The 22,359-nt window shown below is 39.1% G+C and carries 16 protein-coding genes, 1 tRNA gene and 1 pseudogene; 8 read left to right on the forward strand and 10 right to left on the reverse strand.

Features of this window, described 5'->3' with window-relative positions:
- Positions 1–335 precede the first annotated feature (335 nt).
- From recF to PN471_RS11940, 3 genes are all read right to left on the reverse strand, one after another.
- Positions 336–1,451 carry a DNA replication/repair protein RecF gene (recF, locus tag PN471_RS11930; RefSeq protein WP_271777030.1) on the reverse strand — a complete coding sequence of 372 codons (1,116 nt, stop codon included), beginning with the start codon at positions 1,449–1,451 and terminating at the stop codon, positions 336–338.
- Positions 1,452–1,694: 243 nt separating this feature from the next.
- Positions 1,695–2,129, reverse strand: a complete 435-nt coding sequence (locus PN471_RS11935) for a hypothetical protein (RefSeq protein WP_271777031.1) — start codon at positions 2,127–2,129, stop codon at positions 1,695–1,697.
- Positions 2,130–2,384: 255 nt separating this feature from the next.
- Positions 2,385–5,255, reverse strand: a complete 2,871-nt coding sequence (locus tag PN471_RS11940; protein ID WP_271777032.1) for a cation-translocating P-type ATPase — start codon at positions 5,253–5,255, stop codon at positions 2,385–2,387.
- A gap of 17 nt (positions 5,256–5,272) precedes the next feature.
- On the opposite strand from PN471_RS11940, the gene PN471_RS11945 reads away from it, so the two are divergent.
- The 5 genes from PN471_RS11945 to PN471_RS11965 all read left to right on the forward strand — a co-directional run bounded on the left by PN471_RS11945 (position 5,273) and on the right by PN471_RS11965 (position 11,983).
- Positions 5,273–5,416: a hypothetical protein gene (locus PN471_RS11945; RefSeq protein WP_271777033.1), complete on the forward strand. Its 144-nt coding sequence runs from the start codon at positions 5,273–5,275 to the stop codon at positions 5,414–5,416.
- Between the two features lie 42 nt (positions 5,417–5,458).
- Entirely contained in the window at positions 5,459–7,129 is a 1,671-nt protein-coding gene (locus PN471_RS11950) for a transglutaminase domain-containing protein (RefSeq protein WP_271777034.1), read from the forward strand.
- A 59-nt stretch (positions 7,130–7,188) separates the two neighbouring features.
- Positions 7,189–7,545 carry a hypothetical protein gene (locus PN471_RS11955; RefSeq protein ID WP_271777035.1) on the forward strand — a complete coding sequence of 119 codons (357 nt, stop codon included), beginning with the start codon at positions 7,189–7,191 and terminating at the stop codon, positions 7,543–7,545.
- Positions 7,546–7,694: 149 nt separating this feature from the next.
- Positions 7,695–11,123: an HsdM family class I SAM-dependent methyltransferase gene (locus PN471_RS11960; RefSeq protein ID WP_271777036.1), complete on the forward strand. Its 3,429-nt coding sequence runs from the start codon at positions 7,695–7,697 to the stop codon at positions 11,121–11,123.
- Positions 11,120–11,983 carry a hypothetical protein gene (locus PN471_RS11965; RefSeq protein ID WP_271777037.1) on the forward strand — a complete coding sequence of 288 codons (864 nt, stop codon included), beginning with the start codon at positions 11,120–11,122 and terminating at the stop codon, positions 11,981–11,983. Before PN471_RS11960 ends, PN471_RS11965 begins: the two co-directional genes overlap by 4 nt.
- A gap of 78 nt (positions 11,984–12,061) precedes the next feature.
- On the opposite strand, the gene PN471_RS11970 is transcribed toward PN471_RS11965, so the two are convergent.
- Both PN471_RS11970 and PN471_RS11975 read right to left on the reverse strand, forming a co-directional pair.
- Positions 12,062–12,193, reverse strand: coding sequence for a hypothetical protein (locus tag PN471_RS11970; RefSeq protein ID WP_271777038.1), 132 nt, complete (start codon positions 12,191–12,193; stop codon positions 12,062–12,064).
- 8 nt (positions 12,194–12,201) lie between these two features.
- A tRNA-Pro gene (locus PN471_RS11975) sits at positions 12,202–12,275 on the reverse strand.
- 129 nt (positions 12,276–12,404) lie between these two features.
- On the opposite strand from PN471_RS11975, the gene lipA reads away from it, so the two are divergent.
- Positions 12,405–13,274 (forward strand): lipoyl synthase, encoded by an 870-nt coding sequence (lipA, locus tag PN471_RS11980; RefSeq protein ID WP_271777039.1) that lies wholly within the window; start codon positions 12,405–12,407, stop codon positions 13,272–13,274.
- 382 nt (positions 13,275–13,656) lie between these two features.
- Here the strand turns inward: lipA and ureG are convergent, their stop codons facing one another.
- The 5 genes from ureG to shc form a co-directional block, all read right to left on the reverse strand.
- Positions 13,657–14,253, reverse strand: coding sequence for an urease accessory protein UreG (gene ureG / locus PN471_RS11985; protein ID WP_271777040.1), 597 nt, complete (start codon positions 14,251–14,253; stop codon positions 13,657–13,659).
- Positions 14,254–14,258: 5 nt separating this feature from the next.
- Positions 14,259–14,945 carry an urease accessory protein UreF gene (locus tag PN471_RS11990; protein ID WP_271777041.1) on the reverse strand — a complete coding sequence of 229 codons (687 nt, stop codon included), beginning with the start codon at positions 14,943–14,945 and terminating at the stop codon, positions 14,259–14,261.
- A complete protein-coding gene (ureE, locus tag PN471_RS11995; protein ID WP_271777042.1) occupies positions 14,923–15,363 on the reverse strand; it encodes an urease accessory protein UreE in 441 nt (146 codons plus the stop codon). Before ureE ends, PN471_RS11990 begins: the two co-directional genes overlap by 23 nt.
- 131 nt (positions 15,364–15,494) lie before the next feature.
- Positions 15,495–15,881 (reverse strand): DUF2267 domain-containing protein, encoded by a 387-nt coding sequence (locus PN471_RS12000; protein WP_271777043.1) that lies wholly within the window; start codon positions 15,879–15,881, stop codon positions 15,495–15,497.
- A gap of 194 nt (positions 15,882–16,075) precedes the next feature.
- Positions 16,076–18,004, reverse strand: coding sequence for a squalene--hopene cyclase (gene shc, locus PN471_RS12005; RefSeq protein WP_271777044.1), 1,929 nt, complete (start codon positions 18,002–18,004; stop codon positions 16,076–16,078).
- 153 nt (positions 18,005–18,157) lie between these two features.
- Here shc and PN471_RS12010 point away from each other — a divergent pair, with 153 nt between their 5' ends.
- Positions 18,158–19,327: a glycosyltransferase gene (locus PN471_RS12010; protein WP_271777045.1), complete on the forward strand. Its 1,170-nt coding sequence runs from the start codon at positions 18,158–18,160 to the stop codon at positions 19,325–19,327.
- A gap of 1,034 nt (positions 19,328–20,361) precedes the next feature.
- A pseudogene (locus tag PN471_RS12015) lies at positions 20,362–22,359 on the forward strand (hypothetical protein); the annotation flags it as partial.

Raw genomic sequence — 22,359 nt, forward strand, 5'->3', positions numbered from 1 at the left:
AGTAGAGTAACGTAAATAATTAAAGGTTTGTAGTAAGGTCTTTAGACCTGAAAGTAGGGCTAAAGCCCTAACTACGAGCCAATTTCAGAATCTGTTAACTTACTTAACATAGTTCTATTTATTTTTGTCTACCTACTTAGACCAAAAGTTTAAATTTTATGATGTGCCATTATTTTCTGACGATTTCGGGTAGTTGAAGATCTCCAATGTTTGCAAAGTGTTTTTCTATTATAATAATTCTATTTAGCTTCAAAAAATTCTGGGGACTAAGGGGGTATAGCCTTAGGTCAGTTGGGGTGTATTTATTGAGATTGGGAATTGCTATAAAATTGGTATTAGTTGTCAATTTTTCCCGCACTTACAGATAGAATCTGGGAAGATTTCAACCATTGAGAGTCAAAAGCACCTAAATGAGTAGTAGTAATCAAGGTTTGAAATCGGTCTTGAATAGCATCAAGTAATTGACCTTGACGAGATGGATCTAATTCGGCTAAAACATCGTCTAATAATAGTAAGGGTGGTTCATTAATAACTTCTTCAATTAATTGTAATTCTGCTAATTTCAAAGCTAAAACTAATGTTCTTTGTTGTCCTTGAGAACCATATTGGCGGGCAGGAGTTTGATTAATAATTAATTCTACTTCATCGCGGTGGGGTCCAACTAAAGTTATCCCTCGATGTGATTCGGCAACGGCTCTCTGTTGTAGTTTAGCAAAAAAAGCCGCTTGTAATTCTTGAGGAGAAGTTTTTTCCAGGGGAATATTAGCAGCATAATTAATTTCCAGAACTTCGGATGCTCCACTAATACTAGCGTGCCATGCAGAAGCGATAGGAGCTAATCGTTGAATAGCTCTATTTCTTCTCATAATCACCCTTGTACCAGAAGTTACTAATTGTGCATCCCAGATAGCTAATTCTGATTGTAGAGATTTTTCTGGTGTATTTAGATAAAGTTTTAAAAAAGCATTGCGTTGGCGTAAAACTTGGTGATATTGGTGCAAAATGTGAGCATAAACTGGTTCTAATTGAATTAAGAGTGTATCTAGCCAGTTGCGACGAATTTCAGGACTACCACGCACCAATTCTAAATCCAAACTAGAAAACTCTACTGCATTGAGAACACCGAGAAAGTCCATTTGTCTGGGGACTATTTGCCCATTTATGGCGACGGTGCGACGGGCTTGACGACGGAGGGTGAGGGTTAAATCACTATGGCTATGAATTCGGTCTAGGGTGGCATGAATTTGGGCTGTAGATTCACCTTCCTTAATTAAATCACGATCGCGTGCCATCCGGTGCGATCGCAATGTTGCCAATAACTCCACAGCCTCTAACAAGTTCGATTTTCCTTGAGCATTATTACCTACCAAAATTGTTTTAGCAGCGGTAAATTCAACTTTTTGGTTTTGGTAATTCCGAAATTGTTTGAGGTGTAAAGTTTTTAAGTACATAATGGCTAAGGATTCAAAATCCCTGACTTCTATAATAAGTTATCTTTGAGATGAGAAACCTATTGGGAGCATCCCAATTTTGCAGAAATAAGCTGGCGATTAGAAATCACGGCTATACAAACAAAGTCCGCCTACGCGGACTAGGTAAATTTAAAACCCACGCAGGTGGGTTTTGCTTGTGTAGCCGTGACTTCCAGTCGCCCGGATTCTTTTGGGGATTTTGTGGGAGATAAGAAAATTTTTTTAAGATCCTGTTACCAAACTTACTTGGTACTTTTCAGAATCGCTTTTAATACATATAAATTCATTTAATGGGTCGTATGTATCAAAATTCCGAAGATTTTCCTCTTTATTGATATCATTTTCCAAATATGCTAGGGCTAATGTGGAAGTAACATAAATATTTCCATGTTGTTTGAAGGCTTGGACTAATTCAGATTCGGGAGGATAGTCTTTTAATAAATGTTCGGCTAGATATCCTGTGACAATTATGCCTTTCAAACCCGTTTCTTTGTAACCCTGTTTAGCTATCATCAAAGATATAGTATCACCATCGAGATGAGATAAATTATCGTAATCTTCAAAGAATGGGCAAAAAACTTTCATAAGATTTTTGACAGGATTTTTAACTTTCCCGTAGTTGGGATCTTGCTGTTTTCTCCGTTTGGATTCACCCATGATATCTATCCCCTAATTAATTCTATAATTTTACCCGCACCAAGGTTTTTTATGCAGCAATACAATTAAGGGCGGGGAAACCCCGCCCCTACAGGATTGACGATGAAATTCTGGATCTTGTTGAAGTTGATTTTTAGATACATATTGATGACTAATTGGTAAATATCAGAATCAGGATAAAAAAATACAAAGATAATGAAATGAAATCCTGTTAATCTTCAAATCCTGTAAATCCTGATTCTAACAATTTACCAATTAAACATTCCTTTTGCCCATAAAGCGGAAGAATATCTTCTCACCTTCAATCCAGACAAACATTAAAGCACTAAAGCCGATACAAATTGCTAATTCTTCTAAACTCAGTGCATGAGTACCAAAGAAACTTTGCAGGGGTGGAACATAAATTAACATCAATTGCAAAATCGTGGTGACAATGACTGACCCCAAGACAAAGGGATTAGAAAAAGGATTCATTTCGATAGTAAGTCTATTATTAGAACGAATGGCGATCGCATGACCCATTTGTGCTAGACATAATGAAGTAAATACCATTGTCTTCCAAGTATCCACATCTCCTTGATAGCTGGCTGCATGAGAATGATGGTAAGCCCATTCCATGAGAATAATTGTAATGATGGCAAAAACAATCCCAATGCGAATCATGTAAGAACCTAAACCCCTGGCAAAAATACTTTCACGGGGACTAAAGGGGGGACGCTGCATGACATCAGGTTCTGGTGGTTCTACAGCCAATGCTAAAGCTGGTAAACCGTCTGTTACCAAATTCATCCAGAGAATTTGCAAAGGACTCAAGGGAACACCCCCTAATCCCAACAATGGCGCAGCCGCAATGGTGAGAACTTCCCCAATATTACTACCCAAAATGTATTTAATAAAGCGGCGAATATTGGTATAAACAACTCTACCTTCCTTCGTGGCAGCAACTATGGTGGCGAAGTTATCATCAAGGAGGATCATGTCGCTGGCTTCTTTGCTCACATCTGTGCCTGTGATGCCCATGGCAATGCCTATATCAGCTTGTTTGAGGGCGGGAGCGTCATTCACCCCATCGCCTGTCATTGCCACAAATCGCCCGCGACGTTGCAAGGCTTGGACAATTCTTAATTTATGTTCAGGGGAGACTCTCGCGTAAATACTCACTAAGTCAACCTGTTCCTCTAATTCCTGGTCACTGAGGAGTTGTAATTCCTTACCAGTGAGGACTCTATCACCTGCTTGGGCAATTCCCAAATCAATAGCGATCGCCTGAGCAGTTAATTGATGGTCGCCAGTAATCATAATCGGACGGATTCCCGCGTGGCGACATTCTTGCACAGCCGCCCTCACTTCTGGACGAGGCGCGTCTAGCATTCCCACCAACCCCAACCAGACCAAATCTACCTCGGATGTATCATGAGAACCATCTAGGGGAACTTCAGCTAAAGGTTTATAAGCAAAACCTAAGACCCGTAAACCTTTACCCGCCATTTGGTCATTAGCTACCAAAATTTGGCTGCGGTGTTCGTCACTGATAGAAATCGAGTGATTACCTAAATGGATTTTTGTACACCTTTCCAAAGTTAATTCTGGTGAACCCTTGGTAAACATTAAGTATTTTTCAGATTCCACAAAACCAGCAATGGCTGGGTCAATAGCGGTTAAAGAAGTATCACCAGTGGCTACAGCTTCTAGTTGACAAATCACACTCATGCGCTTCCGTTCAGAAGAAAAGGGAAATTCAGAAACACGAGGTAATTTACTACTCCATTGGTCTTGTTCAATTCCGGCTTTTCCTGCCAAGGTAACTAAAGCCCCTTCTGTGGGGTCACCTAAAATTGCCCATACTCCTTGTTGTTGTTGCAAAACAGCATCATTACAAACAGCACAGGGAACAAGCAAGGCGGAAATTTCCGGGACCTCATCTAAACTGGCTTTTTCACCATTTAATTGAAAATCGCCAATGGGAGTATAACCTTCTCCAGTGACGCGAAAGGTAGAATTATTGGTGTACACCGACTCTACCACCATTTTATTTTGAGTTAGAGTTCCGGTTTTATCAGAACAAATAGTAGTTACAGAACCAAGAGTCTCTACGGCTGGGAGTTTGCGAATTAAAGCGTGATGCTTGACCATACGCTGAGTTCCCAAAGCCAGAGTCACAGTGATTACCGCAGGTAAACCTTCAGGAACTACCGCCACCGCCATACTTAAAGAAACTTCCACTAATTCTTGTAAATTCTTCCAACCTATTCCTTTCGTTAGATCATGAATAAGTCCACCACCAACTACTATGGCTACAAGAATTAAAGAACCACTGACGAGAACATTACCCAATTGGGTCATGCGCTGCTGTAAAGGCGTAGGTTCACCGTCCACAGACTGCAACATAGCGGCAATTTTGCCTAGTTCTGTGCGCATTCCGGTGTGAGTTACCAGTACCTTCGCCCGACCTTGGAGGACTTCCGTACCTTGAAAAACTGAATTGAGGCGATCGCCTAATGGTGCATCTTCTGGTAGTGTAAGTATGGCTTGCTTATTGACAGCTTCGGCTTCACCTGTAAGAGCCGATTCTCGCACTTGCAAATTAGACTGTTCTATTAAGCGACCGTCCGCAGCTATTTGTACACCCGCTTCCAGCAGCATCACATCCCCCGGTACTAGCTCCTTAGCCGCCACATCCCCCAGTTTACCGTCACGTAGGACTCGCACTGAGGGAGAAGACAGTTTTTTCAAGGCTGCTAGAGCTTTTTCGGCCCGGCTTTCTTGGACATAGCCCAAAATACCATTGAGGATAACTATAGCCATAATGGCAATTGTGTCTTTAAATGGCACTTCACCGGGTTTTAATGTCCCCCCAGTCAAAGCCACTAAATCCAAAAAGCCAGAAATAAGGGCAACGGCAATCAGCATCAATAACATGATATTGGTAAACTGATCTAGCAGAATTTGCCAAGGACTACGACCTCCATTTTCTTCGAGTTCATTGAGTCCATACTTCTGACGACGCTGTTCAACTTCTTGGGAGGTTAAGCCGCTGTTTGCGTCACTATCAAGCATTTCTAAAGCTTTTTCAACTTCCAAGCCATGCCAGAGGTGGGTAGATTCAGGTAAAGAATGAGCAGACATCGTGTAGGTTACAGGAAATGGTTACAAAATTCGATCATAATTTAGTGATGTCCGAAAATGTGGAATTGGTCAATTGTCAGTTGTCATTAGTCATTAGTCATTGGTCAATTGTCATTGGTCATTGGGTAATTTTATTCTTTCTTCTTCCTCCTGACTCCTGAACTCCTTTCTCTATGGCAACTGTTGTTAATAAATAATAATTTATGAGTGTTCCACTACCTAGTTTGACGGTGAGCCAGATGTTTGGGCAAAAAATAATCAGACCAGTTACTGCTGCTACCCTCTATGGTATTGCTTCCATTAAAGATAAACTTATTGCTATTGATACGGTTAAAGGTCATTTATTAGAAATTGACCCCCTTACCGATAACAGCAAAATTATCAATCCCCACCAAGTCCGCGAATTTCAAGAAGTTACCGGTTTAGCCCTGTGGGAAGATGATCTGTGGGTGACTCGTGGGAACAGTGTCTATTTATGTAAATTGGCATCTTTAGGGTTAGAGCATTTTATGACTTTACCCTACCCTGCTGATGGTGTGGCCGTTTGGGAATCTACCGTTTATGTTAGTTGCCAAAGACTTGGCTATATTTTGATTTTTAATCGAGATACCCGCAAGGAAATCACCAGATTTTATGCCCCTGGTGTCGGTATACAAAATTTAGCAGTTAGTAAAGAAACTTTGTGGGTATGCGATCGCACGGAACAAACAGTTTACTCTATGGATAGGGCAACTGGAGAAGTCCGTTTTAGTGTTCTCACGCCTTTTGATTCTCCTACAGGTATCGCGGTTTACGGACAGGATGATACAGGCAAAGATCGTATTTATGTGGCATACTCCAGCGAAGAACCTTATATTCGGGATAATCCCAACGCTGACCCCTGTTTTGAATTAACCTACCGCGATCGCACATTCATTCATTCCCTACAATATCATTACCAAGAGGATAAACGCTACGCCCTCTCCAATGGCTATCTCATAGAAATGTCTTATGTTGAGGAAATTTCCCCCCTGGATGAAGTTTACTTAGCCGATATAGAATGGCGTATAGCCCTCCCCTCAGAAACCCAACGCCAAAAAGTCCAACAAGTTGAACATATTGGTTTACCTTTCACTGAAGAAATCATTGACGGACAAAGAGTAGCCGTATTTAAATTTGATAGCATTGCTCCCGGTGAACGTCACATATTTGGCTGGAAGGCATTAGTAGAAGTACGCGGCATTAAACATCGCATCACTCCTAGAGACGTGGAAGATGTTCCCGAACTGTCACCAGAATTAAAAACCCGCTATCTGGTAGATGATGATGACCTGGCAATGGATACCGATATTGTTATCCGTGCAGCCCGCACAGCCGTTGGTACAGAAACCAACATATTACGGAAAATGTACAGTATCCGTAACTATGTCTATGATCAATTATCCTATGCCATTAAACCCCATATTGACTCACCCGATATCGCCTTGGATCGGGGTACTGGTTCTTGTGGAGAATATGTAGGTGTATTACTAGCACTTTGTCGCCTCAATGGCATTCCTTGTCGCACCGTTGGTAGATATAAATGTCCAGTCTATGCCGAACACCAGGGCGTTCCTCTTCAACCTGATTTTAATCATGTTTGGTTAGAGTTTTACATTCCTGGAATTGGTTGGTTGCCAATGGAATCCAATCCTGATGATCTCGAAGAAGGTGGTCCATATCCTACAAGGTTCTTCATGGGCTTATGCTGGTATCACATCGAAATTGGTAAAGGCATCACCTTTGAAACCCTAAGCAAAAATGGCATCCGCTTAACAAAAGAAGAGATTTCACTAGGTGACTTGGCTATTAACCATATTCGCTTTACCATTTTGAAAGAATTACCACCTTTTTAAGGTTTGATTGAGGAACGAAACCCAACGTAGGATGTGTAAATGTTGGTTTTTCCTGGGTCTTGGCCAGTGCGATCGCCCGTTGGCAAAGGTTTCGTTTTAATCCCCCTCCTTCTCGGCAACAATTGGAGGCTGTGGCTAAGGTTGTGGGGGTTGATGCTAATAGGTTAGAGCAGATGTTACCACCTGCTGGGGTGGGAATGAATCTTGAACCTATTCGGCTTTGTGCTGCTTGTTATGTGGTGTCGCCTTGTCATCGGATTGAGTGGCAGTTTAAGGTGACTCAAGGGTGTCAGCATCATCATTTAAGTTTGCTGTCTGAGTGTCCTAATTGTGGAGCGAGGTTTAAAGTTCCGGCTTTGTGGGTTGATGGTTGGTGTCATCGGTGTTTTACGCCTTTTGGGGAGATGGCGAAGTAGCAAAAGTTTTGGCTTATGCAAAGTAATATTATTGATCTTTAATTACCCGTTGCATATTTGATTACTGACTGTGATATATTGGGGTGATCTGATATTATATCACTGATAATCTTTCAGTGTTTATATATGACTTTTACTTAAATTTAGATATGGTTGTAGGTCTGAACTCTGTTCGTGAACTTTTAGAAGCTGCTTACTCAACTCTCAATTTTCAAGAGGGTGAGCTTCTTGCTACAGATATTCCTCCTACTAACTTGACGCTGGAACAATGGATCGAAAAAGGAGATTGGCTATCTTTAGGTAAGCAAGTTGGGGCAGAAAAGATTTTTTTTGTTAACAATAATCCTATAATTGTTTTTGCTGGTGTAGAAGAAACAGAAGATGATGAGGTTTTACGTCGTGTTTTTAATAAAATTTGGTGCATGGCAAGACCTCAATATTTATTTTTAGCAAAACAAGGTGAACTTGCTGTTTATGATTTAACTAAGCCTCCATCTAAAACTATTGAAGAGTGGCAAAACAAAGAGTCATTAGCTGTTGCTAGAACTACAGCCGAGGTAGCATCAAAATTATATCAATATAGGCGTGAGCAAATAGAGTCTGGTAGATTATTTGAAGATCACCGTTTTGGGACAGACAACCAACGGGCTGATCAATCTTTAATTCAGGATCTTAAGAGAGTCCGTTTTGCTCTCATGGATGAAGGGCTTATAGGAGATAAATTAAAATATGCTCATTCCCTTATAGGTAGATCAATTTTTATTAGATATTTAGAAGATAGAGAAATACTTTCACAGGAGTATTTTGATGAAATAGCACAAGAAAATCCACAATGGCAACATTTACTAAATGCACCAGACTTCCTGCCACGTAATCTTGAACCTGAAGCTAAACAATTCTATATCAGGATTCTAGGAAACAAAGATTTTACCTATGCGCTTTTTGAAAGACTAGCTAATGATTTTAATGGCGATATGTTTCCCTCCGATCTTCAAGAGAAACAGGCAATTACAGCAGATCATCTTGAGCTTTTACAAAGTTTTTTAACGGGAGATTTTTCTTCACAAAAATCATTATTCTTCTGGGCTTATAAATTTCAAATTATACCTATTTCCCTAATTAGCAGTATTTATGAAGAATTTTATCATGAAGAAAATGAAGAATCAGATGATTTTGGTACACACTACACACCTGGTTCTTTAGTAGAATATCTTCTTTCCAAAGTTCTAAATCCAGAATGTTTAGATAAAAATCCTCGTGTTATTGATCCTTGTTGTGGATCAGGAATATTTTTAGTTGAATCTTTCAGACGCATAATTCGCCATCATGTTTATAAAAATAATGGACTGCGTTTAAATGCAGAAAAAATGAGAGAGGTTTTATGCAATCAAATTGCAGGTATTGAAATTAATGAAGAAGCTATACGCATAACATCATTTAGTTTATATCTTGCTCTTATTCACTATCAGGAAGCTCCAGATATACTTAAACAAATTAAAAATGGAAAACATCTACCCAATCTTATTTACCAAGATGGTTGGACTGATGATCAACAGCATTTTAATAATTTGCTTAGAGCAAATACTTTTGATATTACTTCAGCAATAAAAAATAATAATGAAATATTTAAAAGGTTTAATAGTAATTGTGCTGATGTAGTAGTTGGTAATCCTCCTTGGGGTTCAAGTCCAATTGGATGGAATAAAATAGCTAAATGGTGTGAAACCCATGAATACCCAGTTGGGGATAATGAAAGATCCCAGGCTTTTATTTGGAGAGTGCTTGAATTACTTCGTGATAATGGTTGGGCATCTCTTTTAGTATCTACAGGTGTTTTGTTAAAGACACACAAAAACAGTAAAGCATTTAGGAACGAGTGGCTTAAAAAAGTTGAACTTAAAGAAGTTATTAACTTTGCTCATGTCAGAGATGTTTTTTTTCGTCGAGCTACAAAGGATCATATAAAAAATAAAGCATCTGCAAAAACTAGTAGTAAAAAATCCAAAAAATCTTCTGCAATTGCTCCATTTGCCTCAGTTTTATTTTGCAAGAAAAGCGAAGTAAAAACTCAGAACACCTATGTTTTGTACTGGTCAGCTAAAAAAACTGCAATGGTTAAGGAACTTCAAGCAGTTGTTTTGAGTGTTGTTGATCGTCATGTAGTAAGACAGGCAGACTTTTTGCGTAATGATACTCTTTGGAAAATTTACTGGTGGGGAAATCATAGAGATGTATCTCTTGTCTCAGCTATAAATTTATACACTCCTTTGAAAGTTTTGCATGATAAAAATAATAGTGGACAAGGGTTTTCTGAAGGTAAAAAAGATCAAAAGATATCTCATCTGCCAAGACAATTACCAGTTGAATATTTTCAAAGATATGAACTTATTAAGCCTGATTGGTTTCAAAAACCACCTGTAATGGTAACTAGAGAACGTAACCTAACTTTATACGAAGGAGATAGATTATTAATAAAGCATGGTATTACTCAATCTTCCGGTAATAAAGGGCAGATAATAGCTCGTATGGAATCAGCTAGATTCTGCTTCACTAATTCAATTAACTGCATTAAATTAATTGAACCTGAAACCTGGAAATATAAAGTTATCCTGGGTATCTTGTGGTCTTCATTATCGCGTTACTACTTTTTTCTTACTTCTAGTAAATGGGGTATATGGCACGATGGAATTTATAAGGATGAATATCTAAATCTCCCAATTACTTTACCTACAGATAATAATCTGCGTGAGCGAATTATTCAGATTGTTGAAGAACTACAAAATTGGAATCAAGTTGAAAGATATGAATTAGTGAAGCGAGTAAGAGATTCGCGGCTTAATACCATACCAATTATTTGGCTACTTATTGGGAGAATTAATTGTATAGCGGGTATGATATTTTTGTACAAGTTCCATAATTATCAAATACAGTTAAATAATCAACTAACAGATTTAGAGTATAGCTTAGATGAAGCAATATTTGATTTATATGAATTGAATATATCAGAACGTGACCTAATCAGAGATATGTGTGATGTTGGAATAGAATTTTTCTACAACCACAGTAATAGTCAGGCTGTGCAATCTTTAAATATAAAATCTCTTCTAAAATTGCAAGGTACTATTGCAGATATTTCCAATATACGTGGTAATCAAAATCATATTCAAAGCTATATTTACACTTTTCTCAATATTTGGAATCGTGAACTTGAACCTGATGGTGAGTTTAATTGGAAAGTTATTGATGCTGAAACAAACTCAAGTATGTTAGCTGTTGTATTTTCAACTCAAGAGAAAAATATTTCTCTACCAGACCGTTCTAGTTCTACTTCTAGCGAAGATGAATGGAAAGAAATATTAGGAAGTATTGGTAAACATAATTTAGTTCCTTATGATAGTCATCAAATTTATATTGATGGCATGATTCGTGTAGTTAGCGATACTGAAATTATTATCATTAAGCGTAATGAAATGCGGTTGTGGACTCGTAGTATGGCTCGTGAAGATGCTGAAGCTACGTTGCTACAAGCAATTCACTTACAAGAAACTACTCAAAGTGATAGGGGTGAGGTATTATGATTCGTATTAGTAGGCAAAGAGAAGATATATGGACTAGACATGAAAAAAGAGTATTGGAAATATTTAAACTAGCTTTAAAAATGCTCCGTGAAGAATCTTCACTTCCAGATAAGGAAGATGAAATAAATCGGAAATTATGTCTTCTTGTACGTCGCGCAAACGGGGATTTACAAAATCAAAATCAAGGTATTGAGTGGCCTATTACCTATGAATCAAATAACCAACCAGATGCAGATGATGTAACTCAAAGTACACGAGAATTTAAACGTCCAGACTTTCAATGGGGTGTATGTGATACTAACGAACTTGACCCTGATAGAAGGGACAAATTTTATATTATTGAATCCAAGCGACTAGGTTCTCCATCAAGTTCCACATGGATATTTAATAAAAACTATGTAGTTAAGGGTATTAAACGTTTTGTTGATCCTGAATGGAGTTATGGTAAATCATCACACTCAGGCGCAATGATTGGCTATATCCAATATATGGAATTGCAAGCTATTTTGGAGGAAGTTAATACTAATGCTGCATCTGAGTTATTACCTGATATTCAATTATCTTCTGATGGTGAACAACCAGATATAACAAGACTAGACCAAAGATTAGAGCGTGAACAGATTCAACCTACGCCATTTGATCTGAGACATCTTTGGGTTGATTTAAAGCACCATTATCAAAATAAAGATAAAACAAACCAACAAATAGAAGAAGTTAGTAAACCCAAGCAAATTAATAAAAAATCTAGAACCACCAGGAAAAGTAAAGGTGAAGAACCTTTAGAAAAAGAAGTTAATAAACCCAAGCAAACTAATAAGAAATCTAGAACCACTAAAAAAAGTAAAGGTGGAGAGCCTTGATTATTCAAGATTTGAGCTTTTTGCAAAAATAAACAGATATCAAAGTTAGTTTGCTCGAGCAAAATTAATTGTTATTAGCTAAATATAATTTTTTCCCAATTTCAGAACTAAGTGCTGATAAATAACATCCAACCACACCAGAATCACAGCTTTACCTTCATCTAGGGATGCGATCGCTCTTTCCCTATCAAATTCTACCAACTGTGACAAAACAACAATCGGGATGACTGGATTCGAACCAGCGGCCCCTTCGTCCCGAACGAAGTGCGCTACCAAGCTGCGCCACATCCCGCCACAAAAGTGGCATTCATTATAGAAAAATATTACCACAATCATTATAAAATAACAAATATTTCATCTGCCTCCAAGGTCTTTGCTTGCTACCATAAGATTTGTATAACTAAAATGGTAAAAGTAGACTGTGACTGTAAAACCAGACTGGTTGAGAGTGAAAGCACCTCAATGGGAGCGTGTTGGTAACGTTAAAGAAATTTTGCGGGATTTAGCCCTGAATACCGTTTGCGAAGAAGCTTCCTGTCCCAATATTGGGGAATGCTTCAACGCGGGTACTGCCACATTTTTAATTATGGGGCCAGCCTGTACTAGAGCTTGTCCTTACTGTGATATTGATTTTGAAAAGAAACCCCAAGCCTTAGATCCCACCGAACCCATACGACTAGCGGAAGCAGTGCGGCGAATGCAGCTTAATCACGTCGTGATTACTTCCGTTAACCGAGATGATTTACCTGATGGTGGTGCATCTCAGTTTGTCCACTGTATTAATGCTATTCATGAAGTTTCGCCTCAGACAACAATAGAAGTATTAATTCCCGATTTATGCGGTAATTGGCAAGCTTTAGAAATAATTCTCCAAGGGAAACCAGAAGTAATTAACCACAATACAGAAACCATTCCTCGCTTGTATCGCCGTGTGCGTCCCCAGGGAAATTACGATCGCACAATGGAATTATTACAACGCTCTCGCCAAATTTCTCCCAGCACTTACACCAAATCTGGTATCATGGTCGGCTTAGGTGAAACAGATGCAGAAATTCGCCAAGTTATGGAAGACCTACGAAAAGTAGATTGTGATATTTTGACAATTGGGCAATATCTCCAACCCAGTCAAAAACACTTACAAGTATCTAACTTCATAACACCAGAACAATTTGCAGCATGGCAAACTTTTGGCGAAGAACTAGGATTTTTACAAGTTGTTTCTTCACCATTGACAAGAAGCTCCTATCATGCAGAGCAAGTCAGAGAATTAATGAAACGTTACCCCAGATAGTCAGTTGTCAGTTGTCATTTTACCCTAGTAGTCTGTCAACCCGAAAATACCTGAGTTCGGTGTTAGGAGTTTCTCCTTCGGAGACGCTACGCGAACAGAGTTATGATTTTTTCAAGGAGATCATCAGGGTTTGAGACTCATATTTGGGGCAGTTTTCCAAAAATTATCTTATGTCGAACTCAGGTGAAAATGACGGGTGAAGCCAAGTAGGGGGAGAAGAGAGGCACCGGGGGCAGGGGAGGAAAGAACAGAAGTTTTTTCCGATCATTACCCGTCAAAATAAATTTGACTCGGGTAAGTGAGGGCTGGTAAAAGCCTAGTTGACCAGCAAATCAATCACATTATGAAAATCCTTTAATCCTGTAAATCCTGATTCTGACAATTAACAAATAGCTGCATTCACAAATTGAATAACATCTCCTAAACCAGTTTGAGTTTTCAGATTTGTAAAAACAAAAGGTTTATCACCACGCATTTTTTTTGCATCTCTTTCCATTATATTCAAATCAGCACCCACATAGGGAGCAAGATCGGTTTTATTAATAACTAATAAATCAGATTTAGTAATACCTGGACCACCTTTGCGGGGAATTTTATCACCAGCAGCTACATCAATGACATAAATTGTTAAATCTACTAATTCGGGACTGAAAGTAGCCGCTAAATTATCTCCACCACTTTCTAAAAAGACTAAATCTAAATTGGTAAATTTCTCTTCTAATTGTTCAATTGCGGCTAAATTCATAGAAGCATCTTCACGGATAGCAGTATGAGGACAACCTCCCGTTTCTACTCCTAAAATGCGATCGCTTTCTAAGGCTTGAGAACGGACTAAAAATTGAGCATCTTCTTGAGTATAGATATCATTTGTCACCACAGCTAACTGATATTGTTCTCGTAAACCCTTACATAAAGCATCTACTAAAGCCGTTTTTCCCGAACCCACAGGACCTGCAACTCCCACCCTTAAAGCCGTCATAATTTTTAACTCCTAAACAACCTAGTGTACTGGGTTTCGTGCTGCATACTCGCTAAAGACAAACCCCAATTACAACATCCTAAATCATCATCTGTCATTGTCAAAATTTCCCCCACAGTAGTAGTTAATAAAGATTGTAAACTCAGTAATAACTCCTGTCCCGCAGTTTGTCCCAGAGGAATAATTTTAATACCAGCAGTAATTAAATTATTCGCCCAACTATGTAAATAAGCTAATAAACAGGCTTGAATATTGATATCCCAATGAGCGCAAGCGATCGCAAGAGCGATCGCATAATTACTAGGATAACCTACAGCATTCACCACAGGTAAAATATCCGGTTCTAGCTTACCCAATAATTGCATCAGAGAACGCCCCATTTGCCAACTAGCAGCCCGCAATTCCTCCGTATCCCTCGCCGCTGACAACCATAAATTCCACCGCTTTAAAGCCTGTATATCACCTGATTTCACAGCATAAAAACCCCTCAACATTATCGCTGCATCTAGGCGAATTGAGCCATAAAGTAATTCAGATTTTAGCCAATCTTGGAGATTTTCAACATTAGTAATAGTACCATCTTCTATTAACATTTCCAACCCTTCCGAATAGCTGTATGCACCAACAGGTAAAGCTGGACTTGCTAATTGTAAAATCGCCAAAAAATGGCTATGCGTGAGAGTGATTTCCATAAGCCCCTAGTTCTGGTTGAAAAGGTACAACTTCCTCTTTAATTTCTAACCCCAATTGGATTAACATAGCAGCTAAAACCGTATCTGGAGATAAGCGTAAATAAGTAGAATTAATTTCCACAGGAACATGACGATTTCCTAAATGATACGCAGCCCTTAATAATAAAGGAATTTCTGCATAAGCAGTTAAAACAGGTTCCTGTTTAGCAATAATTCTCATATAAATACTTTCAGTTTCATCTGTGAGAAGATCACCATCGTTTAATACCGTACCTCTAGCTAAACGCAAAAAAATCTCCTGACCGTCTGCTAATGTAAATTTATGACGGCTACGAGTTCGTTCTTCCGCAGTCAGCGCAAGAGTGAAAGTAACTATAGTATCATCATTAGGTGGTTGACGTTGAGTAAAAGTCAGCATAATTCCTGAAATTAACTTTAATGATTTTTTATCTATAGTAATTCATTTTCAATGTTTAGTAAACAAAAATATACCCGACTTCGTAGAGAAATCGAGTATTTTTAAATATTCCCCTTGCAAATTTCTTTTAACTAAGCAAGTGAGATAGTGAATAATTCCTCATAATCATGAGAGAAATAGTTATAAAATTTGCGGAAATCTTCTGGAGAAACAGCAAGTTGTACAACAGCAAAAACAGCCCGCACATGAATAGCGGCTATCGTGGGTTCTACCTGTTCTTTGTTACTGATACATTCAATAAATTCTTGTAAATTCAAAGATTGAATAGGTTCTGTTTCACCTCCATATAAATATTCTCTCAATTCCTGGGGTATTTGTGCTGCTAATTCTTCTCTTTCGTCACTAGGAATAATTTTTTTAATAATTTCCAAAGTAGCACGAGTAGCAACTTCTGCTTCTTCACGAAATTCCGATTGAGCTAAACTTTGAACATGGGTTATAAACTCAGTATATTCCATTTTTTTATCTCCAGTATTCAAATCAATAACAAAATAATTATGCGTGAATAGTTTAAAGCCTGAGTATAGTCTAAACTTGAATTATTAACTTAACTTCATGCTAAAGAAATAGATAGAGATATATCTAAAGTGGGATTTCAGATCCCCGACTTCTTTTAGAAGTCGGGGATCTATTTTTTTAATGTTTTCTATTACTAACGTATCGCTTGATATCTTCCCAAAGCCATTAACGGAAAATACTGTTGATAAAGGTGATACTTCAAATAGAAATGACAAGGAAAACCCGTCCCAGTAAAGTAAATCTCATCCCAAGTACCATCGGATTTTTGTGTTTCTAACAGGTAATTAATCCCCTTTTCAATACTATCAAGAGCTAATTTTCCCGTTGCTTCACCTGCTGCTATTAACCCAATTAAAGCCCATGCAGTTTGGGATGCTGTACTGTCACCTTTTCCTTTTAAATTAGGATCATTGTAACTAAAACAAGTCTCTCCCCAACCACCATCATAATTTTGGACTTTCACTAACCAATTAACACCTTGATTGATATTTCCCGCATATTTTAAAGGATTAATTAAAGCCAAAGCTGATAAAACGCCGCTAGTTCCATAAATGTAATTTACACCCCAACGTCCAAACCAACAACCTGCTGTTTCTTGTTCCTGCAAAAGATAATCTAGAGCTTTTTCTAAATTATTTGGTTGAATTGATAAATTACAAGCCCCCAACATTTCTAATACTCTAGCTGTGACATCAGCCGTATTGGGATCAATCATCGCTTTTAGATCACCATAGGGTATATAATTGAGCCATTCTTGATTATTATTAATATCAAAAGCTGCCCAACCTCCTGGGTTGCATTGCATCGTCGCAATCCAATTTAAAGCCCTATTAATAGCTTGTTTTTTCAGTTCTTCATTTGGTAATTTTGCTTGATGTAAAGCCATAACAACCACAGCCGAATCATCTACATCTGGGTAAAAACGATTTTCAAATTCAAAAGCCCAAGCACCGGGTTTTCCCTGCTTATTTTTGACATTCCAATCACCATAATCGAGAATTTGTTTCTCTATTAACCATTCTCCAGCTTTGACAATAGCGGCATCATTTGGCGCAAAACCTGAATCAATTAAAGCCCGAATCGCCCAAGCAGTATCCCATACAGGAGAAACACAAGGTTGAACACAGTAACTATTTTCTGTTTCAATAGCAAAATTATCAACTGCTTTTAAACCCCGTTCGATAATTGGATCATTAGCATCATAATCTAAACATTTTAAAGCTAACAGAGAATTTAACATAGCGGGAATAATTCCCCCCCAATCACCTGTAACTTCCTGACGTTCTAGAATCCATTTTTCTGCGGCTTTAATGCCTTCATTTCTAAAAGGTACAAAATTCAATCTTTCTGCTAATTTAAACCCATCATCAAGGGTGTTAAATATATCCGACCAATCACCATTTTTTGGCAATTCCCAAACTACATTTACCACACCTTCAGCATATAATTCATCTAAGTTAATTGGTTGATCAATTTTAAAGATGGGTTTCCGATCAAAGACAATTAATAATGGTACAGTGCTAGAACGCGCCCAACTGGAAAGTTCATAAATATTGAAGAAAAAATTATCGGGTAGCAACATTACCCAAGGTGGCAAAGAAGGCAGTCCGCGCCAATTATAACAGCCAATCAAAGCTAGATGTAACTTCGTAAAAATCCGAGTTTTGCTAATACCACCTTTAGCTAAAATTAGGGATTTCGCTTTTAGTAATGCTGGGTCTGTAGCAGGTACACCTAACAACCTCAAAGCCATATAAGCTTCTACAGTTGTGCTTAAATCTCCACCATCACCATAAAACAATTCCCAACCTCCATGTTCTCGCTGTTGAGAACGGAGATAATTTTCAACTTTATATAAAGGTCTGGTTTTATCAGTTCCCCAAATCTTATGCAGTAAAACAGCTTCCGAGGTAATGGTAACATTAGATTCTAACTCTGCCCACCAATAACCATCGGGATTTTGAATAGAAAGCAGATGTTTTTGACTGGCGGCGATACCTTCGGTCAGCCTCGCGATCGCATCAACAACTTTATTGACTTTTGTTCCATCTTGTGTTTCCATCAAATACCTACCTCAGCACCAAACTCAAGTATTTAATAACATAACCGAATTACGAGAAAATTCTTCCCCAAAATCAGCAGATATTGTATTCTATCCAAGTCAGTGACAATTAAATGTGTTTTTTAAGTTTTAAATTGGAGTATGGCAACAGTGATGGCAACAATTATCTTGAGTTTGACCCTTCTATCCTTAGTCATTTGGTTATTTTTAATCTTATTTTGGGGGCAATTTTGGCGAATTAATCACCTATTAGAAGCAACACCAGACAAAGATATTGATAATAACACCTTACCAACAGTGTGCGTAGTCATTCCCGCCCGCAATGAAGCCGATGTCATTGCCATTAGCTTGCGATCGCTCCTCCTCCAAGACTATCCTGGTAACTTCACCATCTTCCTCGTAGACGATCAAAGTAGCGATGGTACAGCCAACATTGCCCAAGGAGTAGCCTACGCCCTCGACAAAACCCAGCAACTACAGATTATATCCAGCCCCCCATTACCTCCGGGTTGGACAGGCAAATTATGGGCAATGGCACAAGGTGTACAAACAGCCAGCCTATTAAAACCCGACTATTTTTTACTTACGGACGCAGATATAGAACATCATGCCAGCAACCTCCGCCGTCTAGTTGCCAAAGCCGAATCCCAGAAATTAGACCTCGTATCCATCATGGTACGATTACGCTGTCAAAGTTTTTGGGAACAACTATTAATACCCGCATTCGTTTTCTTCTTTCAAAAACTCTATCCCTTTTCCTGGGTAAATAACCCCAAAAAAGCGATCGCCGCCGCCGCCGGAGGTTGTATTCTTATTCACAAAGAAGCCCTCAATCGAATTGGTGGATTACAAGTTATTCGTCAAGCCCTAATTGATGACTGTTCCCTAGCCAAAGCCGTCAAATCAACCAAGGGAAGAATCTGGTTAGGACTTAGCGTCTTAACCTATAGCTTACGCCCCTACGATTCCCTCAAAACAATATGGGATATGGTCGCCAGAAGTGCTTACACACAACTAAATTATTCCCCCTTTCTCCTCCTGGGTAGCCTCTTAGGAATGACCTTAGTATATATAGTCCCACCAGTAGGAATTATTTTAGGACTGGTATTCGGGAATTGGACAATTACCCTCACCTCTGTCATTGGATACCTGCTAATGACTTTTGCTTACTTCCCCATTATTCGCTTTTACAAATGCTCCTTCGCTTTTGCCTTTAGCTTACCCATTATTTCCTTTATGTATACTTGTATGACATTAGATTCAGCATTACAACATTGGCAAGGTCGTGGAGGCGCATGGAAAGGTAGAGTATATGTCAAATAACAAAGTAGGACGAGCAAAAGCAGCAAACACAGAAATTTCCCTCTTCTTTTGACTTCTGACTTGGCGTAAGCCATACTCCTGACTCCTGATCCCTGATCCCTAATCAAGCCAGAGTTTACCCCGTTGACAACCAGTAGCAGGCATTTTTCCCCAGAATTTTCATTTTTACCCATTAAACACCAGACCCAGCATTAACCACACATTAGGATTACTGGTAAAAACAGTAGATCAAAAGTAGTCAGAATATTTAAAACGAGTCCGGATTGGACATTCACAACTAGGGATTAATTTATAGGAAGCGGGACTTGAGAACAGGGAAAGGAAATTCTTCCCATTGACATCAAGTATCATAACCGCAGACTAAAACAGATTGTCATGTTTACAGCCAATGATAAAAGCCCAACTCAGAAATTTGCGTATTATTGACCTCAACTTCACAGAAACTTCACAACTAATAACACAATATCTAGGCTATACTGTTTTCGGGCAATCAAAGTAAACTTTCTCGTTAGTGAAAAACTAAGAGTCCTTAAATCAAATCAGGCATAAACTTCAGCATCTTCCCGCGTCTGGGTGTAGTCGGCAAAAACCCCAAGTCTTAAATAGACCTGGATTTGATTATATGAGGTGAAAAATTGGGTACACAAATATGGATATAAAGAGAGTTTGATCTGGCATAGAAACTAACCGGATCTGACCATCCGAAAAAATTATCTCCACCAACTCTGGCGACTCAACTGCAAGCCAGGGAGGTTTCATCATACCAGGGTATTAACTACTATTCCCCTACTTCTATCAAAAGTTACTCTAACGACTCAAGCTTAGGGGCAAACACGCATATTTACCCCAGAGGTATGAAATGCTGTCCATACTATCACCAACACTCTAGCCACTCAACTACAGCCTAGAGCTATTTCTCAACGCAGATTTATAGCAAATACTTGTGTAACTAGGGTGGAACTACCTATTACACCAGCTTTGCTGTAACCGAAATTTGTCAACCAATGAAGAAAAACTAATAACACTACATCATTATGGACACCACAACTGTAGATAGCAGCAATCTATTAACAGAACTAGATCCTATGTCCGCCACAACTGAAGATCCTAGCAATCTATTAACAGAACTAGATCCTATGTCCGCCACAACTGAAGATCCTAGCAATCCATCAACAGAACCAGATCCTAATCCTATCGCCACCCCAACTGGAGTTAGCAGCAATCCATCAACAGAACTAGATCCTAGTGCTATTGCCACCACAACTGGAGTTAGCAGCAATCCATCGATCATAACAAGTGAAAATACCCCAGTTGAGGAGATCCCATTTGAAGCAGCCCTACCAGATCCTAATTCCGGCAGCGAAGATGAAGAGTTATTTTTGATCGGTATAGATCCTGTAACTGGCGAGACTATTGTTATCGATCCTGTAAGTGGTGAGATTATACCCACTTCCACTCCCATATCCAACAACAACGGCTTTACTATCAAGGGTTTGAGTAGCGATGAGTTCGGCTACTCAGTTAGTGCTGTTGATATTAACGGTGATGGAATTGAAGATATCGTCATTGGCTCACCTTCGAGCGATCCTAATAACAAAAGCAACGCCGGAAAAACCTATGTAGTCTTTGGTGAAAGAGATTCACTTAATCGAACCATAGATGTCTCTAGCCTCGATAACACTAAAGGCTTTGTGATCAATGGGCCTAACGCGGGCGATAAATTCGGCTATTCTGTTAGGAATATTGGGGATATTAATGGTGATGGTGTTGATGACCTAGCCATTGGCGCACCAGGTGCAGATGAGAATAGTCTCGGCTCTGCTTATGTCATCTTTGGTAGTGAAGAGTCCGACTATTTTAATAGTCCCATCGAACTCTCCAGCCTTGGCAGTAAGGGCTTTAAGATTCAAGGCAGTGAATATAGTCGTAATGCCGGTTGGTCTGTTAGTGCTGCTGGCGATATCAATGGTGATGGCATCAAAGACCTATTAATTGGCGCAACTAATCCTGGTGATAATGGATCAGGGACTATAGGTGAAAGCTATATCATCTTTGGGAAAGAGAATTTTGACTCAACCCTAAACCTCGATGACCCAAACTTTGGGCTTGATGACGGTTTGATTATCTACAGCTATAACCCGGATAACCCAATTGATGACAACAATAGCTTAGGCTATTCTGTCAGTGATGCTGGGGATATCAACGGTGATGGAATTGATGACCTCATCATTGGTGCGCCCTATGCGAATCCCAATGGTAACAATTCTGGCAGCAGTTATGTCATTTATGGGCGTAGCAATGACAACCCCTTTAGCGATAATAACATCAACATTTACAACCTCAGTAGCAGCGATGGCTTTGTCATCAATGGACAAGATGGTGATCAATCAGGACTTTCTGTTAGCAAAGCTGGGGATATCAACGGTGACCGCATCGGAGACTTGATTATTGGTGGGAAAGGCAAAGGCTATGTGGTCTTTGGCAAAGAAGATTTTGGTTCTAGCATCAATCTTTCTGACCTTAATGGTAGCAATGGCTTTACCATCAATGGTATTTCAACCCTTGATAACTCCGATTGGTATGTCAGTGATGCTGGGGATATTAACGGTGATGACATTGATGACATCATCATTGGGGCAAAAAATGCTAATAATAATGTTGGACAAGTCTACGTCATTTATGGCGCAGAGGAAGACTTTGCTCCTACCTTTGAACTCTCAAGTCTCGAAAGTCCCAACAGTCAAAATGGCTTTATAATTGACGGTGCTTCTATAGGTGATAAGTTAGGTAGCTCGATCAGTAATGGAGATTTTGATGGTGACGGTGTTAACGATTTAATTATTGGCGCACCTGGAACAGGGAAAGTTTATGTGCGGCTTGGCACTGACACAGGAACTGACACTGGCACTGACACAGGAACTGACACGGGAACTGATACGGGAACTGACACTGGCACTGATACGGGAACTGACACTGGCACTGACACGGGAACTGACACTGGCACTGACACGGGAACTGGCACTGGCACTGAC

Source organism: Aphanizomenon sp. CS-733/32 (genome assembly GCF_028330045.1).
GTDB classification, from domain to species: domain Bacteria; phylum Cyanobacteriota; class Cyanobacteriia; order Cyanobacteriales; family Nostocaceae; genus Dolichospermum; species Dolichospermum gracile.

Coding starts and splice junctions, on each gene's coding strand:
- recF (WP_271777030.1), bottom strand. CDS start 1,451: ATGTACTTAAAAACTTTACACCTCAAACAATTTCGGAATTACCAAAAC.
- PN471_RS11935 (WP_271777031.1), bottom strand. CDS start 2,129: ATGGGTGAATCCAAACGGAGAAAACAGCAAGATCCCAACTACGGGAAA.
- PN471_RS11940 (WP_271777032.1), bottom strand. CDS start 5,255: ATGTCTGCTCATTCTTTACCTGAATCTACCCACCTCTGGCATGGCTTG.
- PN471_RS11945 (WP_271777033.1), top strand. CDS start 5,273: ATGGTTACAAAATTCGATCATAATTTAGTGATGTCCGAAAATGTGGAA.
- PN471_RS11950 (WP_271777034.1), top strand. CDS start 5,459: ATGAGTGTTCCACTACCTAGTTTGACGGTGAGCCAGATGTTTGGGCAA.
- PN471_RS11960 (WP_271777036.1), top strand. CDS start 7,695: ATGGTTGTAGGTCTGAACTCTGTTCGTGAACTTTTAGAAGCTGCTTAC.
- PN471_RS11965 (WP_271777037.1), top strand. CDS start 11,120: ATGATTCGTATTAGTAGGCAAAGAGAAGATATATGGACTAGACATGAA.
- ureG (WP_271777040.1), bottom strand. CDS start 14,253: ATGACGGCTTTAAGGGTGGGAGTTGCAGGTCCTGTGGGTTCGGGAAAA.
- PN471_RS11990 (WP_271777041.1), bottom strand. CDS start 14,945: ATGGAAATCACTCTCACGCATAGCCATTTTTTGGCGATTTTACAATTA.
- ureE (WP_271777042.1), bottom strand. CDS start 15,363: ATGCTGACTTTTACTCAACGTCAACCACCTAATGATGATACTATAGTT.
- PN471_RS12000 (WP_271777043.1), bottom strand. CDS start 15,881: ATGGAATATACTGAGTTTATAACCCATGTTCAAAGTTTAGCTCAATCG.
- shc (WP_271777044.1), bottom strand. CDS start 18,004: ATGGAAACACAAGATGGAACAAAAGTCAATAAAGTTGTTGATGCGATC.
- PN471_RS12010 (WP_271777045.1), top strand. CDS start 18,158: ATGGCAACAATTATCTTGAGTTTGACCCTTCTATCCTTAGTCATTTGG.